This is a genomic window from Altererythrobacter aquiaggeris (assembly GCF_037154015.1).
Lineage (GTDB): Bacteria > Pseudomonadota > Alphaproteobacteria > Sphingomonadales > Sphingomonadaceae > Aestuarierythrobacter > Aestuarierythrobacter aquiaggeris.
On sequence record NZ_JBANRL010000001.1, the window covers coordinates 2,229,555 to 2,244,980 of the forward strand.

At 61.0% G+C, this 15,426-nt stretch carries 14 protein-coding genes and 1 tRNA gene; 7 read left to right on the forward strand and 8 right to left on the reverse strand.

Annotated elements, in window-relative coordinates; translation table 11 throughout:
• Nucleotides 1–8: 8 nt before the first annotated feature.
• The 3 genes from WFP06_RS10970 to thiC all read right to left on the reverse strand — a co-directional run bounded on the left by WFP06_RS10970 (nucleotide 9) and on the right by thiC (nucleotide 2,743).
• Nucleotides 9–260 carry a DUF488 domain-containing protein gene (locus WFP06_RS10970; protein WP_336987204.1) on the reverse strand — a complete coding sequence of 84 codons (252 nt, stop codon included), beginning with the start codon at nucleotides 258–260 and terminating at the stop codon, nucleotides 9–11.
• 87 nt (nucleotides 261–347) lie between these two features.
• Entirely contained in the window at nucleotides 348–824 is a 477-nt protein-coding gene (locus tag WFP06_RS10975; protein ID WP_336987205.1) for a Rid family hydrolase, read from the reverse strand.
• Between the two features lie 29 nt (nucleotides 825–853).
• A complete protein-coding gene (thiC, locus tag WFP06_RS10980) occupies nucleotides 854–2,743 on the reverse strand; it encodes a phosphomethylpyrimidine synthase ThiC (protein ID WP_336987206.1) in 1,890 nt (629 codons plus the stop codon).
• Nucleotides 2,744–3,083: 340 nt separating this feature from the next.
• On the opposite strand from thiC, the gene crtY reads away from it, so the two are divergent.
• The 6 genes from crtY to WFP06_RS11010 are packed head-to-tail and all read left to right on the forward strand — an operon-like array spanning nucleotide 3,084 to nucleotide 10,950.
• Nucleotides 3,084–4,271, forward strand: a complete 1,188-nt coding sequence (crtY, locus tag WFP06_RS10985; protein ID WP_336987207.1) for a lycopene beta-cyclase CrtY — start codon at nucleotides 3,084–3,086, stop codon at nucleotides 4,269–4,271.
• Nucleotides 4,268–5,761 carry a phytoene desaturase gene (locus tag WFP06_RS10990; protein WP_336987208.1) on the forward strand — a complete coding sequence of 498 codons (1,494 nt, stop codon included), beginning with the start codon at nucleotides 4,268–4,270 and terminating at the stop codon, nucleotides 5,759–5,761. The genes crtY and WFP06_RS10990 overlap by 4 nt, the downstream gene beginning before the upstream one ends.
• Nucleotides 5,758–6,339 (forward strand): LOG family protein, encoded by a 582-nt coding sequence (locus WFP06_RS10995; RefSeq protein ID WP_336987209.1) that lies wholly within the window; start codon nucleotides 5,758–5,760, stop codon nucleotides 6,337–6,339. The genes WFP06_RS10990 and WFP06_RS10995 overlap by 4 nt, the downstream gene beginning before the upstream one ends.
• 59 nt (nucleotides 6,340–6,398) lie before the next feature.
• Nucleotides 6,399–7,460 (forward strand): phytoene/squalene synthase family protein, encoded by a 1,062-nt coding sequence (locus tag WFP06_RS11000; protein WP_336987210.1) that lies wholly within the window; start codon nucleotides 6,399–6,401, stop codon nucleotides 7,458–7,460.
• Nucleotides 7,461–7,506: 46 nt separating this feature from the next.
• Nucleotides 7,507–9,393, forward strand: coding sequence for an acetyl/propionyl/methylcrotonyl-CoA carboxylase subunit alpha (locus WFP06_RS11005; protein ID WP_336987211.1), 1,887 nt, complete (start codon nucleotides 7,507–7,509; stop codon nucleotides 9,391–9,393).
• A 33-nt stretch (nucleotides 9,394–9,426) separates the two neighbouring features.
• Nucleotides 9,427–10,950 (forward strand): acyl-CoA carboxylase subunit beta, encoded by a 1,524-nt coding sequence (locus WFP06_RS11010; protein WP_336987212.1) that lies wholly within the window; start codon nucleotides 9,427–9,429, stop codon nucleotides 10,948–10,950.
• On the opposite strand, the gene WFP06_RS11015 is transcribed toward WFP06_RS11010, so the two are convergent.
• Entirely contained in the window at nucleotides 10,947–12,191 is a 1,245-nt protein-coding gene (locus WFP06_RS11015; RefSeq protein WP_336987213.1) for a multidrug effflux MFS transporter, read from the reverse strand. The two genes, WFP06_RS11010 and WFP06_RS11015, sit on opposite strands and share 4 nt — an antisense overlap.
• Before the next feature lie 115 nt (nucleotides 12,192–12,306).
• Between WFP06_RS11015 and dinB the strand changes: the two genes are divergently transcribed.
• Nucleotides 12,307–13,464: a DNA polymerase IV gene (dinB, locus tag WFP06_RS11020; RefSeq protein ID WP_336987214.1), complete on the forward strand. Its 1,158-nt coding sequence runs from the start codon at nucleotides 12,307–12,309 to the stop codon at nucleotides 13,462–13,464.
• Here dinB and WFP06_RS11025 read toward each other — a convergent pair.
• The 4 genes from WFP06_RS11025 to WFP06_RS11040 all read right to left on the reverse strand — a co-directional run bounded on the left by WFP06_RS11025 (nucleotide 13,461) and on the right by WFP06_RS11040 (nucleotide 15,357).
• Nucleotides 13,461–14,081, reverse strand: a complete 621-nt coding sequence (locus tag WFP06_RS11025; RefSeq protein WP_336987215.1) for a 6-phosphogluconolactonase — start codon at nucleotides 14,079–14,081, stop codon at nucleotides 13,461–13,463. The genes dinB and WFP06_RS11025 overlap by 4 nt on opposite strands.
• A gap of 69 nt (nucleotides 14,082–14,150) precedes the next feature.
• Entirely contained in the window at nucleotides 14,151–14,612 is a 462-nt protein-coding gene (locus WFP06_RS11030; RefSeq protein ID WP_336987216.1) for a Dps family protein, read from the reverse strand.
• Nucleotides 14,613–14,704: 92 nt separating this feature from the next.
• A complete protein-coding gene (locus WFP06_RS11035; RefSeq protein ID WP_336987217.1) occupies nucleotides 14,705–15,235 on the reverse strand; it encodes a hypothetical protein in 531 nt (176 codons plus the stop codon).
• A gap of 48 nt (nucleotides 15,236–15,283) precedes the next feature.
• A tRNA-Gly gene (locus WFP06_RS11040) sits at nucleotides 15,284–15,357 on the reverse strand.
• Between the last annotated feature and the right edge of the window lie 69 nt (nucleotides 15,358–15,426).

Sequence of the window (15,426 nt, forward strand, 5' to 3'; positions counted from 1 at the left end):
TGCACCTGTCACCGGAATTCCCACCGCATTGCCATAATTGAATAAATGCTAAAAGAGTTCTTCTTGAATAGCGTCGGCGACTCTTGGTGGACACCCACACCATTTAGCGACTCACATAGACTCTTCTTGGAGAAGCCCTTCTTTCGCGACCCTGGAAAGTCTCGAACATCGACCACATGATCGATTCCAGCTTCTCCTAATGTCGCTAAGAAGGCGTCAATATCCGCACCTTCGTAACCGATCGTGAAAATTGTGGTCACTCACACTCCTTAAGTCATTTCATCTTCGTTTTGAAATCGTCCGGTTTCGTTCAGACGATGATTTCCCGACTACGTTGCAATTAAGCCTCACTCACTCACCCGCGCCATGATCTTGATCTCCACCCATGCGGTCGGCTCGTACAGGCTCGACACGCCCAGCGCGGTCCATGCGGGGAACGGGGCTTTGATATAGCGGTTTTTGACTTCCACAAATTCGTTGATCTGGCCCGCAAGATCGGTGTGGAAGGTGTCGAATGTCACCACATCATCCCAGCCTGATCCGGCGCGTTCCAGCGTTTTGCCGATCCGTTCAAACGCGCGGGTGAAGCCGGGGGTCATCGTGGTCTCCCCCGGTGCCGGGCCCGCGACCACGCCGGAGAGATACACCATCCCGTCCACGATCACCGCTTCGGAATAACCGACCTGCGTCTGGAACGCGAGCGCGTCCGGATTTTCGGGCATGATCGTCTGCAATTCATCATGCGCCAGCGCGGCGGCGGGTGCGCCGGCAAGACAAGCGAAACCGGCCCCCAGCAAAGTTGCGACAAGAACCGTTTTACGCATGATCATCTCCCTATTGTTGGTCGCCGGAGTTAATTGACCTCATCTTCGGGTAAGTAAAGGTTGTCGCCCTTGGCCTTATAGACGCGCGACATTTCCTTCATCCCCTCGACAGCGGCGAGGCGGCTGGCTTCGGCGGTGTCGGCGCCCAGCTTCTCCGCAGCCAAGAACCCGTCGGCGGTCTGGTTCTGTTTGGCGGCGAAATCGCGGACTTCCTGTGAAATCTGCATCGAGCAGAATTTGGGCCCGCACATCGAACAGAAATGCGCGGTTTTCGCGCCTTCTGCGGGCAGCGTCTGGTCGTGATATTCCTCCGCCGTTTCGGGATCGAGGCTGAGGTTGAACTGGTCGCGCCAGCGGAATTCGAACCGCGCGCGTGACAACGCATCGTCGCGCAATTGTGCCGCGGGATGCCCTTTCGCCAGATCGGCCGCGTGGGCGGCGAGTTTGTAGGTGATCACGCCCACTTTCACATCGTCGCGGTCGGGCAGGCCGAGGTGTTCCTTGGGTGTGACGTAACACAACATCGCGGTGCCATACCAGCCGATCTGCGCCGCGCCGATGCCGCTGGTGATATGGTCATATCCGGGCGCAATATCGGTCACCAGCGGGCCGAGCGTGTAGAACGGAGCCTCGCCGCAAACTTCCAGCTGTTTTTCCATATTCTCCTTGATCTTGTGCATCGGGACATGGCCCGGCCCCTCGATCATCACCTGCACATCGGATTTCCATGCGCGGTGGGTCAACTCGCCCAGCGTGTAAAGCTCGGCAAATTGCGCTTCGTCATTGGCATCCGCGATGCTGCCGGGGCGCAGGCCGTCACCCAGGCTGTAGGCGATGTCATACGCTTTCATGATCTCGGTGATGTCGTCGAAATGTTCGTAGAGGAACGATTCCTTGTGATGCGCGAGGCACCATTTTGCCATGATGGAGCCGCCGCGGCTGACGATGCCGGTGACGCGCTTGGCCGCCATCGGCACATAGGGCAGACGCACGCCCGCATGGATGGTGAAATAATCGACGCCCTGTTCGGCCTGTTCGATCAGCGTGTCGCGGAAAATGTCCCACGTCAGCTCCTCGGCAATGCCGCCGACCTTTTCCAGCGCCTGATAGATCGGCACGGTACCGATGGGGACGGGGCTGTTGCGGATGATCCATTCGCGCGTGTCGTGGATGTTGCGTCCGGTGCTGAGGTCCATAACGGTGTCCGCGCCCCAGCGGGTGGACCAGACCATCTTGTCAACTTCGCTGGCGACATCGGATGCCACCGCGCTGTTGCCGATATTGGCGTTGATCTTTACCAGGAAATTACGCCCGATCGCCATCGGTTCGCATTCGGGATGGTTGACGTTGGAGGGGATGATCGCCCTGCCCCGCGCCACTTCGTCGCGCACGAATTCGGGGGTAACATGTGCGGGCAATTCCGCGCCGAAGCCTTCGCCGCCGCTGGCTGCCTTTAGCGCCACTTCGCGGCCAAGATTTTCGCGCGCGGCAACATATTCCATTTCAGGCGTGATGATGCCGCGGCGGGCATAATGCATCTGGCTGAGGTTCTTGCCCTCCTTCGCCCGCAAAGGTTTGCGCAGGGCAGCCGGGAACGCAGGCACACCGCCTGAACGATCCGGGCCGAGCTGGCCGTTATCTTCGGGCTTCACTTCGCGCGGCGCATATTCTTCCACATCACCGCGCGCGAGCTGCCATTTCCGGCGCAAAGGCTCCAGACCCGCCTGAATGTCAATGTGTGCATCGGGATCGGTGTAGGGGCCGGACGTATCGTAAACCCGCAGCGGCGGCTCGCCCGAAGAAGGCTCCAGATCGATTTCGCGCATGGCGACATTATACGGACCGACATGAACCTTGCGGCTGCCGCGAATGGGGCCGGTGGTGACACCGATTTCGAGTTTGGAATTGATATCGGCCATAAAAATGCACTTTCCGGTTGTTCGGACAGAGCGCGGGAAAAATCGGCCGCCCTCCCTCCGCCCGTAACCCCCGAAAAATCGAGGGGCGGGATCAGGTTCAACGGGTCGAGCGCTGCCAAACGCTCCTCTCAGGCCATTTTAGCAAACCGCAACGCAAGCGCAGCGGAGGGCAGCCTCCCCGGGGTATGTTTGCCTGACTAAACCAAACACCCGGCAAGTGGAAGGCCTGTTGGTAAGCCGGTTGGTTGATCGACAGGCCCGCAACGCAGATGCCCGCACCGCAAATGTTTGGCCGCAAGGCGATTGCGGGCAGCCTGCCGCTCGCCTAAGTCACCGGCTGATGAACGGGCGCAAATGTGACATTGCCATTGTGGGCGGCGGATTGTCGGGCGGGCTGATTGCACTGGCGCTGGCGCGTGCGCGGCCCGAACTCGACATTCTGCTGTTCGAACAGGGCGAAACGCTGGGGGGCAATCACCGCTGGAGCTGGTTTGAAAGCGATCTGCCCGAAGGCGGCGCCGATCTGCTTCAAACTTTCCGCAAGGCGCGCTGGGCCGATGGCTACGATGTCCGCTTCCCCGAATATCGCCGCACACTGGATGCGGTCTATTGTTCGCTATCATCGGCTGATTTCGACCAGGCATTGCGCCGCGAATTGCCCGACGGGGCAATCGTAACGGGTAGCGGGGCGGCCCGGATCGGTTCGGGCGGGCTGACATTGGAAGACGGGACGCCGGTCACTGCGCGCAATGTAATCGATTGCCGCGGTATCACTGCGGCCCCGGCGCTTGAAGGCGGCTGGCAGGTTTTCATGGGCCGCCATATGCGTACCGCCGCACCGCACGGTGTCACGCGCCCGATCATCATGGACGCCGATGTCCAGCAGCACGGCGCATACCGCTTCGTCTATGTCCTGCCGCTGGGCGCTGACGAACTGTTTATCGAAGATACGTATTACGCCGATAGCCCCGATCTTGACCGCCGCGTGCTGGGCGCGCGGATCGAAGCCTATTGCGAAGCGAACGGCTGGACGGGCGAAATTATGGGTAACGAAACCGGAGTTCTGCCCGTGATTACCGGCGGCAACTTTGCGGGTTTCCAGGCCGCGCATGCCCGGCCGGGGGTAACCGCGGCGGGTGCGCGCGGCGGTTTTGTTCACCCGCTCACCAGTTACACTTTTCCGCAGGCGGTCGAGACCGCGCTTGCGATTGCGCAACAGGCAGACTTGCCCGGCGATCAGCTGTCAGCGGTTATTTCTGCCCGCGCGCGCAACCATTGGCGCGCCACCGCATTCTACAGAATGCTGGGTAAAATGCTGTTCGGGGCTGCAGAGCCTGACGAGCGGTACAGGATATTCCAGCGTTTCTACCGGCTGTCACCGGGGTTGATCGAACGGTTTTACGCCGCAAAATCGACAATATTGGACCAGATACGCGTGCTTTCGGGCAAGCCACCCGTCCGCATCGGGCGCGCGATAAAGGCACTTACCGGCGGCGGCAAACCGCTCGCCAAGAAGGATGATTTATGAGTTTCGAAGGCAAGAGGGCCTGTGTTGTCGGGGCCGGTTTCGGAGGTATGGCGCTGGCCATCCGCCTGCAGTCCGCCGGCGTCAAAACCACGCTGGTCGAAGGCCGCGATAAACCCGGTGGCCGCGGCTATTTCTGGGAGAAAGACGGCTTTACCTTCGATGCCGGCCCCACCGTTATCACCGATCCGCCATGCCTGAAGGAACTTTGGGAACTGACCGGACACGACATGGCGGACGATGTCGAACTGATGCCGGTCAAACCGTTTTACCGCCTCAACTGGCCTGACGGGACGAATTTCGATTATTCGAATGATGATGCGAATATGCTCAAGGAAATGTCGCGGGTCGCGCCCGGCGATATTGCCGGATACCAGGAATTTCTGCGCTATTCCGCGCATGTCTATGAAGAAGGCTATGTGAAACTGGGCACTGTGCCGTTTCTTGACTTCAAATCGATGATCAAGGCCGCCCCCGCGCTGGCCAAACATCAGGCGTGGCGCAGCGTCTATTCGATTGTTTCCAAATATATCAAATCGGAAAAACTGCGCGAGGCGCTCAGCTTCCACACGCTGCTGGTCGGAGGCAACCCGATGAAGACCAGCGCCATCTACACGCTGATCCACAAGCTGGAAAAAGACGGCGGCGTCTGGTGGGCGCGCGGCGGCACCAACCGGCTGGTTGCGGGCATGATCCGCCATTTCGAACGGCTGGGCGGCACAGTGCGGATGGGCGATCCGGTGGTGCAAGTGCACACATTGGGCAAACAGGCGACTGCGGTGGAAACCAAAAGCGGCTGGAAAGAGAAATTCGATGCCGTCGCCAGCAATGCCGATATCATGCACACTTACAAGGATCTGCTGTCGGGCAATCCGCGCGGCAAAAAGAACGCCAGGGCGCTGGCGCGGAAGAAATTTTCGCCCGGGTTGTTTGTGGTCCATTTCGGGCTGGAAGGGACCTGGCCCGGCATCCCGCATCACATGATCCTGTTCGGCCCGCGTTACGAAGGGCTGCTCGACGATATTTACACCAACGGTGTACTGCCGCAGGATTTCAGCATCTATCTGCACCACCCCACCGTGACCGATCCGGGCATGGCCCCTGCCGGAAAAAGCACATTTTACGCGCTGGTGCCCGTCGCGCATATGGGCAAGCTGGCGGTTGACTGGGACGAAATCGGTCCGGTGCTGGAAAAACGCATTCTGGACGAGGTGGGCCGCCGCCTGATCCCCGATATCCATGACCGGATCGTGACCAAATTCCATTATGCGCCAAACGACTTTGCCGGCGATCTCAACGCGCATCTCGGCAGTGCCTTCAGCCTTGAACCCCTGCTTACGCAGAGCGCGTATTTCCGCGGACACAACCGCGATGATGTGATCGACAATTTCTATCTTACGGGAGCGGGGACGCATCCCGGCGCGGGTATTCCCGGCGTGGTCGGAAGTGCCAAGGCGACAGCGGGATTGATGCTGGGGGATCTGGCGAAGTGAAGCGGCTGGCAGTCTATTGCGGCTCCGCCTCGCCCGCGGACGTCCGCTATATCGAACTTGCGCGCGATGTCGGCGCGGCGCTGGCGCAGCGCGGCATCGGCGTGGTCTATGGCGGCGGTCGGCTGGGCCTGATGGGCGCGGTCGCATCGGGCGCACTGGACAATGGCGGCGAGGTTATCGGGGTCATTCCCGAAGCGCTCGCGGGGAGCGAGGTCGCCAACAATGATTGCACGCAGCTGCATGTCGTATCGGGAATGCATGAACGCAAGAAAGCCTTCACCGATCTGTCGGACGGGTTCGTAACCATACCGGGCGGTGTCGGCACGATGGACGAATTGTGGGAAGCGATCAGCTGGGCCCAGCTGGGCTATCACACCAATCCGGTCGGCCTGCTCAACGCCTTTGGCTTTTATGATCAGCTGCTTGCCTTCAACGCGCACATGGCGGCGGTCGGATTTGTCCGTCCAGCGCATCAGAACATCATGATTGCAGATGTTGAAATCGGCAGTCTGGTGGACAAGATGGCGGAATATGAACCGCATACGCCGATTTTCGCCATGAAGGCAGCCGACCTTTGACCATACCGCCGCGAGAGGCCGGACCGCCGCAAGGGTCCGGAACCCCGCGGCGCGAACGCATGCTTGCACCTTCGCGCATCTTACGCAGCACGCCCAGCGTAACGGGCGGCGGACGCGAGCGGCCGGCATTGGTGGCCAAGGCGCGCGAGGCGATCGAAGAAGGCTCCAGAAGTTTCGCGTTTGCCTCGAAACTGTTCGACGCGGAGACGCGCGAGCGGGTCTGGCTGCTATACGCCTGGTGCCGCCGGTGTGACGATCTGGCTGACGGCCAGCATATGGGGCGGCCCGACGAGGCCGCTACCGGCGACAGCGAAAGCGCGGGCAAGCGATTGCGCGCTATCAGACTGCTCACCGACCGCGCATTGAAGGGGCAACCAACCGCCGACCCCGCCTTCGATGCGTTCGGGCAAGTGGCCGCCGAATGCGGCATTACCAAACAGATGGCGGACGATGTGATCGAGGGTTTTGCGCTCGATGCGGCAGACTGGCGGCCGCGCAGCGAAATGGATCTGCTGCGCTACTGCTATCACGTCGCCGGCGCGGTTGGCGTGATGATGGCGAAAGTCATGGGCGTCCATCAGGACGATACCGAACTGCTCGACCGCGCCTGCGATCTGGGGATTGCCTTTCAGCTGGCCAATATTGCGCGAGACATTTGCGAAGATGATGCGGCGGACCGCTGTTATATCCCGCTGAACTGGCTGGTGTATCAGGATATCGAACCCGGCCAGCAGATGAAGCCGCACCACCGCGGCGAATTGGCCGATATGGCCAGGCAGCTGGTCGATCTGATGGAACAGCACGAGGCGATGGCGCGGCTGGGCGCAAAGAAATTGCCGTTCCGCAGCCGCTGGGCAGTGCTCTCGGCAGCGCGCATCTATGGCGCGATCGGCCGCGAGGTGCGCGCGCGGGGCAAGGCCGCTTGGGACCACCGCGTCAGCACTTCCAAAGCGGCCAAGCTGGGCCATGTGATCGCGGCATTCGGCGAAGCACTGGTGAACCGTCCGCCGCAGCCTGACCAGCCGCCAAAATATACGCGCGGGGACATTCTGATCGAAGTTCGCATGGCTGGCCCGATCGCGCCGCCATCGATGGAGCCGCTGCCCGACGAAGAAGCCTAGCCGCACCCGCTTGCCGCGCGCAGCAGACACGGTTAACCCGTTTCGCATGATACAATCGCTCCTGATCGCCAATCGCGGCGAGATCGCCTGCCGCATTATCCGCACCGCCCGCGAAATGGGTATCCGCACCATCGCAGTCTATTCAGATGCCGATGCAAAGGCGCTGCACGTCAGACAGGCTGACGAGGCGGTGCATATCGGCCCTTCGCCGGCCAATGAAAGCTATCTCGCCGGCGAGAAGATCATCGCTGCAGCCAGGCAAACCGGCGCGGAGGCAATCCATCCGGGCTACGGATTTCTGTCCGAAAATGCCGACTTCGCGCAGGCTGTGCAGGATGCGGGTCTGATCTGGGTGGGGCCGAACCCCGACAGCATTCGCGCGATGGGCCTGAAGGATGCCGCCAAGAAACTGATGCAGGACGCGGGCGTCCCTGTGACGCCGGGATACATGGGTGCGGACCAGTCGCCCGAACGGCTTGCGAAGGAAGCCACCGCGATTGGCTATCCCGTGCTGATCAAGGCGGTCGCGGGTGGCGGCGGCAAGGGAATGCGCAAGGTTGATGCGGGAAAAGATTTTGCGGAAATGCTGCAAAGTTGCCGCCGCGAGGCCAAGGCCAGTTTCGGCAATGACGAAGTGCTGCTGGAAAAATGGGTCACCAGCCCCCGGCACATCGAAGTGCAGATTTTCGGCGATAGTCACGGCAATGTCGTCCATCTGTTCGAACGCGACTGTTCGCTGCAACGCCGCCACCAAAAGGTGATCGAAGAAGCCCCCGCCCCCGGCATGGATGCTGCAACCCGCGAAGAATTATGCTGCGCAGCAATTCGTGCAGCAAAAGCGGTCGATTATGTCGGCGCCGGCACGATAGAATTCATCGCCGACGCCAGCGAAGGCCTCAAAGCCGACCGCATCTGGTTCATGGAAATGAACACCCGCCTGCAGGTCGAACATCCGGTCACCGAAGAGATCACCGGTGTGGACCTGGTCGAATGGCAATTGCGCGTCGCAAGCGGCGAGCCGGTCCCGCTGAAGCAGGACGAGATCGCAATAAACGGGTGGGCCATCGAGGCGCGGCTTTATGCCGAAGATCCGGCAAAGGGGTTTCTGCCGAGCACGGGCAATCTCGATCACCTGCGTCTGCCCGCCGATCTGGCGCGGATCGAAACCGGAGTCGAAGAGCAAGCCGCGGTGTCGCCATTCTACGACCCTATGATCGCAAAGGTTGTGGCTTCCGGACCTGACCGGATTACGGCCATTGCGGCTCTCGAAGAAGCTGTCTCCAAAGTCGAGGTCTGGCCGGTCAGGACCAACGCCGCGTTTCTTGCCCGCCTGCTTCAAGACGAGGATTTTATCGCCGGAAGGCTCGATACGGGCGCAATCGAAAGCAAGCTGGACGATCTTGTTTCATCGCAGCCAGTGTCGATTTCACTCTTCAAGGATGCGATGAACATGCTGGTCGGCGACGATCCCGCATTACGCAGCCAGTTCGGCAAACCGGTGTCAATTCCCGGGTTCCGCCTTAACGCAAATCGCGCCTGCCAGAGCGGGGTTTATGTCGATGGAAAATTCGAGACCGACTTTCCCGACAATCACCGCTTCAGTACACAAGCATATGCAATCGGCTGTGCGACCGCGATCGGGTTCCAGGATGGTCAAACATACGAAATTTCCCTCGAGTGCCGCGGAGGTGACCACCACCACGCCCATGACGGCGACATCCTCTCCCCAATGCCCGGCAAGGTCATCGCGGTCGATGTGGCCGAGGGTGACGCGGTAACGGCGGGCCAGCGCCTGATGGTGCTGGAGGCAATGAAGATGGAACACGCCCTCACTTCGCCATTTGATGGCACCGTGGTTGAACTTTCTGCCAGCGAGGGCGGACAGGTTCAGGTGGAGGCTGTTTTGGCGCGGATCGAAAAGAATGCCGGATAATCTTCCCTCGCATAAATACGGGGGACTAAAATCATGAGCTGGAAACCCGAGCTGGACGAACTCGCCAGGCGGCGCGCATTGGCCGAGGAAATGGGCGGGGCTGACAAGGTTGCGCGCCAGCATTCCCGCGGCAAAATGGATGCCCGTGCGCGCCTGGCCGCGATGGCAGACGAAGGCTCCTTCCGCGAAATCGGGAAAATTGCGGGGAAAGGTTCCTACAACGAGGATGGCGAGCTTGAGGCTGTCATGCCCGCCCCGTTCCTGTTTGGCCGCGCGAATGTCGATGGACGCCCCGTAGTCATTTCCGCCGATGATTTCACTGTGCGCGGCGGCGCGGCCGATGCCTCCATCCACCGCAAGATAATGCAATGCGAGGCGATGGCGCACGATCTGCGTCTGCCGCTGATCCGCATGATCGATGGCACCGGCGGCGGCGGATCGGTCAAAATGCTGGAGCAAATGGGCGCGACCTATGTCCCCGCAGTGCCGGGATGGAGCGATGTGGTCGCCAATCTCGACACTGTGCCGGTGGTCGCGCTGGCACTCGGCCCCACGGCAGGCCTCGGCGCGGCGCGCACGGTCGCCAGCCATTACTCGGTCATGGTCAAGGGGCTGAGCCAGATTTTCGCCGCCGGCCCCGCTGTGGTCGAGGCGCTGGGCGAATTTTCGGACAAGGAAACGCTTGGCGGCAGCGATATCCACACGCGCAACGGCGTAGTCGATAACGAGGTTGCCAGCGAAGAAGCCGCATTCGATGCAGCACGCCGTTTCCTGTCCTATCTGCCCGGTCACATCGGCGCTTTGGCGCAGCGGACGCATTGCGGCGACCCCGCAGACCGCCGCGAGGAAGCCCTGCTGGAACTTGTCCCGCGCGAGCCCAGACAGGTCTATTCCATGCGCCGCGCGCTGGAGATGATCTTCGACCGCGATTCAACTTTTGAAATCGGCCGCCAATGGGGCCGCGCCGCGATCACCGCCTTTTCCCGGCTGGACGGTTGGCCGGTTGCGGTGGTGGCCAGCGATCCGTCGTTTCTGGGCGGATCGTGGGAGGCCAGAACGGCCGAAAAGGTCGAACGTTTTGTCAAGCTGGCCGACCAGTTCCGCCTGCCGATCGTCCATCTGGTCGATAATCCCGGCTTCATGATTGGCAAGGCGGCAGAGGAAGCCGGCACAATCCGTTACGGTGTCAACGCGATGAACGCGATCTACCGCGCCGGGGTGCCGCTGGCATCGGTCATTGTCCGGCGCGCTTATGGCATCGCGGGCAGCGCGATGAGCAATGCCGACCGTTACCAGTACCGCTTTGCATGGCCCAGCGGCGACTGGGGCAGCCTGCCGATCGAAGGCGGTATCGAAGTGGCCTATAAGGCAGAGTTGGAGGCGGCAGACGATCCCGCCGCCATGCTCGAGGAAATCCGCGGGCGGCTGAACAAGGTCCGCAGCCCGTTCCGCAGTGCCGAACGCTTCGGTGTGGAAGATATTATCGATCCGCGCGATACCCGCCCGCTGCTGTGCGAATTTGCGCAGCTGGCATGGCGCAAGCTGGAAGAACGCTAGCGCGCAGCCGCGTCGGCAGAGGGCACGCGCCGGCCGAACAATCTGCCCCGCTCGCTGAACAGGATGAGGCCAAGCGCCAGCAGCGCGCAGGTGAGCATGGCAGTCGCCAGCGGCAGCGCCGTCCCGTCGTACAAATAGCCGATGAAGCTGCCCAGCAGTGCGCCGGTGATCATCCGCAGGCTGGTATGCGCCGACGATGCCGCCCCCGCGATATGATAAAACGGTTGCATCGCAATCGAACTGAAATTCGCGCCGATAAAGCCCAGACAGGCCATTGACAGGCTGAGCAGCGGAACAAATTCCCACAATGTCTGATCGGGCTGGCTGGCCGACCAGTATTGCGCGATGCAAACCACGACAAACGCCAGCAGGGCGGCGTGGCTCACCCGCCTTGCCCCGAACCGTTCGACGATCCGCGAATTGGTAAAATTGGCCAGCACCATGCCCAGCACCGCAGCGCCGAATATCAGCGCAAAACTGTTACCGGCGCCAAAGCTTTCACCGATCAATTGCTGCGATGAATTGAGAAAGCCGAACAGGGAACCAAACACCAGCGCGCTGCCAAGCACATAGCCTATAGCGCCGCGCTGCGTCAGCGCCTGTCCCATATTTCGCAGAATCGAACGCGCATCGATTTCCTGTTTGTTTTCAGGCGCCAGAGTTTCGGGCAAGCGCAGCCATGCCCAGCTCCCGACGATGACGCCCATCACCGCCATCGATCCGAATATCCAGCGCCAACCGGCCACCATCAGGATAAGCTGCCCGATTGCGGGGGCAACAATCGGCACAACCAGAAATATCATCATGATAAGCGACATCAGCCGCGCCATCCGGTCACCGCCCACCCGGTCACGCACGATTGCCGCGGGCACAACGCTCAGGCCGGCAGCGCCCACGCCCTGCAACACGCGCAGGCCGACCAGCCAGGTAAAGTCGGTCACCACAACGCAGGCCAGCGATAGCACGATGTAAAACAGCAATCCGAAGGCCAGTACCGGACGCCGGCCAAACCTGTCGGCAAAGGCGCCGGGGAAAAACGCACCGATACCCGCGCCGAGGAAATACGCCCCGATCACCAGTTGGCGATCGTTACCGGTGACGCCGAAATCGCCCGCCATCGCGCCCAGTGCGGGCAGCATCGCGTCAATCCCGAAAGCCTGCAGGCTCATCAGCATCGCCATCAGTGCGATCAGTTCGCGTTCCCCCAACGGGGCGCGTAAGCGGGCTTGCGGGCGGTGCATTGTTGGTCCTTGGCCGCTGGATCGCGGTTTTGCCAGAAGGTTTTTGTATGAAACCCAAAGCGCATGAAACGCTGCAGAGTTCCGCCAGCAGCAAATCGCGCCTATCCTGCGGTGTATGGATTCGCAGCTAGCCGATAATTTTGATGAGCCGGATGATGAGCCGGATGGTGGGCCCGAACCCGAGGGCGGATTGCGCAAGATCATCCATGTCGACATGGATGCGTTTTTCGCCAGCGTGGAACAGCGCGACGACCCGTCGCTGCGCGGCAAGCCGGTGGCTGTCGGCGGTTCGGGCGGGCGCGGCGTGGTGGCTGCGGCAAGTTACGAAGCGCGAAAATTCGGCGTCAGGTCGGCCATGCCCTCGGTCACCGCGAAACGCCGCTGCCCCGATCTGATATTTGTGAAATCGCGTTTCGATGCATATCGCGAGGCGTCAAATATCATCCGGGAAATTTTCAGGTTCTACACGCCGCATGTCGAACCGCTAAGCCTGGATGAAGCCTATCTGGATGTGACCGACGATTTGCACGGGATCGGTTCGGCAACACGTATTGCCCAGCTTATCCGCCAGAAAATCCGCGAGGAGACGCAGCTGACCGCGAGCGCAGGCGTCAGCTACAACAAATTTCTCGCCAAGCTCGCCAGCGACCAGAACAAGCCCGACGGGATTTGCGTGATCCGCCCAGGCGAAGGTGCGGCGTTTGTCCAGTCGCTGGCGGTCAGACGGTTCCACGGGGTCGGGCCGCGCGGCGCGGAAAAAATGGCCAGGCTGGGGATCGAAACCGGGGCAGATCTGGCACAGAAAGATCTGGCCTGGATGCGCGCCAATTTCGGCAGCTTTGCGGATTATCTTTACCGGGCGTGCCGGGGTATCGATCTGCGCCCGGTCAGGGCAAACCGTATCCGCAAATCGGTGGGCGGCGAGCGGACTTTCAGCGAAGACATATCCTCCGGCCCTGCGCTGCGCGAGACGATGGACCGGATCGTGGACATTGTGTGGGAGCGGATCGAACGGTCGAATTCGCGCGGGCGCACCGTCACATTGAAGCTGAAATTCAACGATTTCCGGATCATGTCGCGGTCCAGATCGCTGCCCGACTATGTCGCGGATAAAGCCGAATTCCGCATGATCGGGCATGAACTGCTGGCCGATGTTGTGCCCTTGCCGCTGCCGATCCGGCTGATGGGACTGACATTGTCGTCGCTGGAGCGGGACGATGACGGAGATGTCAGGCGGCGCGAGGAAAAGGCCGGCCAATTGCCGTTGTTCTAAACGAAACAGGTCACCGGCTGCGTGGCTGCGCCCAGCAATCGCGCAACGGGAAGGTCATGCTCGCGCATCATCGCCGCATCGAACACGGCGCGCTTGTCCTCGCCGCGGATGACGAACAGCAAATTGTCGCTGCCCAGCAAGGAGGGAATGGTCAGCGTAATCCGGTCGAACGGAGCATCGGCAGGCAAGGGATCGGGCGTGAGCAGACGGACCGCTTGCGGATCGTCCACTTGCGGATCACTATCGGGAAACAGCGAGGCGATATGGCCGTCGGCGCCCATACCCAGCCAGGCCAGCGCAAAATGCGGAATTTCTTCCATCACGCTGAGCGCGGCGACCCTGGCTCCGGCAGGCTCCAGCAAGGCGCGGATTTTGCCCGTGTTGCTGGCGGGATGATCTTCCGGCACCACGCGGTCGTCACCCGGCCAGACCACAATGCGGGACCAGTCCAGTTCGCTGGCGGCGAGAACTTTCAGGATGGGAAACGGCGTGGAACCGCCGGGCATGGTTATGGCAATCGGACCGTCGGTTGCGGCCAGCGCCAGCCGCAGACGGTTTTCCAGCCAGAAGGCAATCTGGCGGTCGTCAGCGCCTTCTTTGACAATCACGTTTTTCATCCGCGGGAGATAACACGGCGGATGCCCCGCGTCATTGCGGCGCGGCGCCAATTCCCGTGCAGGCTCTGGTCAACCAAGGATCGAGCCGAGAAACCAGACGCGCTCTTCCGCCATATCGGTCCAGTCGTCCAGCAACCCGTCGGTCGCATTATCTCCGGCCTTTTCAGCCAGATCTTTCATGCCCTTGAGGCGTTTCACCATCGCGGCATTGTCATCGCGCAATTCGCTGACCATGTCTTCTGCGGCAAGATCGGTGCTGTCCTGATCCTTGATCTGGGTATTTTTGGCAATCGAGCCGATCGAGGTCAGTGTGGCCATGCCGTTCTTGCGCACCCGTTCACCGATAACGTCGATCTGGTCGCGGATTTCTATCGCCTGATCGTCAAACAGCAGATGCAGGTCGCGGAACCGCGGACCTTTGACATGCCAATGAAAATGCTTGGTCTTTGTATAAAGCGCAAAGTGATCTGCCAGCAAACCGTTGAGCTCCTGTACCAGTGCGGTCTTCGAATTGTCGCCCTTGTCGGCCATGATGATTTCCTTCCCGGGAATTTCGTGTTCGTAGGATCAATGCACCAGCCCGCCAATCGGTTTCGCCAAGTGTGACTATCGCAGCAATCGTATTATCCGATCAGCCCGCGCGCATTCAGCGCAGCGAAAATGCCCGCCGCCAGCAGCAGCGCCGCCAAACCGCGCCTGGCCGGCCTCAGCGGCAGTCTGGCTTCCAGATCATCGCCCAACGCCCAACCGGCGCACAATGCGGCCATCCCGCCCAGCGCGCCGCCAACTCCGGCTGCCAGCGGCGAAGGCGTCGCAACCGCAATGGCGAATATCAGGAAGCGCGCGCCATCACCCAATTGCCGCATGACCAGTACGGCAAAGATGGCAAAAAACGATCGTGTCGGCTCTGCTAGTGCCCGTTCCGCACGGTTCCAGGCCAGTTCAACTGCTGCCAGAACAAGCGCCATCGCAACCAGCATCTGCTTGCCGGCCAAGGCAAGAAAGCCTGCGATTGCACCACCGGCAAACGCCATGACAGCCGCGCTTAGCGCCGCGCTGATGCAACCGATAATCAGCAACCACGCCGGCGCGCCAAGCCTGCCCGAAAGCCGCGCGATCAGCGTCTGGTCTCTGGCACCTGCAGAAACCAGCAAAGCCGCCAGCAAGCTCAGAAAAAAGGACGGTATGGCAATGCTCCGGACTGGAGCGGGCGAAGGGAATCGAACCCTCGTCGTCAGCTTGGGAAGCTGCTGCTCTGCCATTGAGCTACGCCCGCCGTTGGAAACCGCGTCTGCCGCACTGGTTTTGCCTGGTCAATCGCCAAGCTCGGGGTTTGCCTTGGGGC

Excerpts from the sequence above, each read along its gene's own strand:
- WFP06_RS10990 (WP_336987208.1), top strand. The coding sequence starts at position 4,268 with ATGAGTTTCGAAGGCAAGAGGGCCTGTGTTGTCGGGGCCGGTTTCGGA.
- crtY (WP_336987207.1), top strand. The coding sequence starts at position 3,084 with ATGAACGGGCGCAAATGTGACATTGCCATTGTGGGCGGCGGATTGTCG.
- dinB (WP_336987214.1), top strand. The coding sequence starts at position 12,307 with ATGGATTCGCAGCTAGCCGATAATTTTGATGAGCCGGATGATGAGCCG.
- WFP06_RS11025 (WP_336987215.1), bottom strand. The coding sequence starts at position 14,081 with ATGAAAAACGTGATTGTCAAAGAAGGCGCTGACGACCGCCAGATTGCC.
- WFP06_RS11005 (WP_336987211.1), top strand. The coding sequence starts at position 7,507 with ATGATACAATCGCTCCTGATCGCCAATCGCGGCGAGATCGCCTGCCGC.
- WFP06_RS11030 (WP_336987216.1), bottom strand. The coding sequence starts at position 14,612 with ATGGCCGACAAGGGCGACAATTCGAAGACCGCACTGGTACAGGAGCTC.
- WFP06_RS11000 (WP_336987210.1), top strand. The coding sequence starts at position 6,399 with ATGCTTGCACCTTCGCGCATCTTACGCAGCACGCCCAGCGTAACGGGC.
- WFP06_RS10975 (WP_336987205.1), bottom strand. The coding sequence starts at position 824 with ATGCGTAAAACGGTTCTTGTCGCAACTTTGCTGGGGGCCGGTTTCGCT.
- thiC (WP_336987206.1), bottom strand. The coding sequence starts at position 2,743 with ATGGCCGATATCAATTCCAAACTCGAAATCGGTGTCACCACCGGCCCC.
- WFP06_RS11010 (WP_336987212.1), top strand. The coding sequence starts at position 9,427 with ATGAGCTGGAAACCCGAGCTGGACGAACTCGCCAGGCGGCGCGCATTG.
- WFP06_RS11015 (WP_336987213.1), bottom strand. The coding sequence starts at position 12,191 with ATGCACCGCCCGCAAGCCCGCTTACGCGCCCCGTTGGGGGAACGCGAA.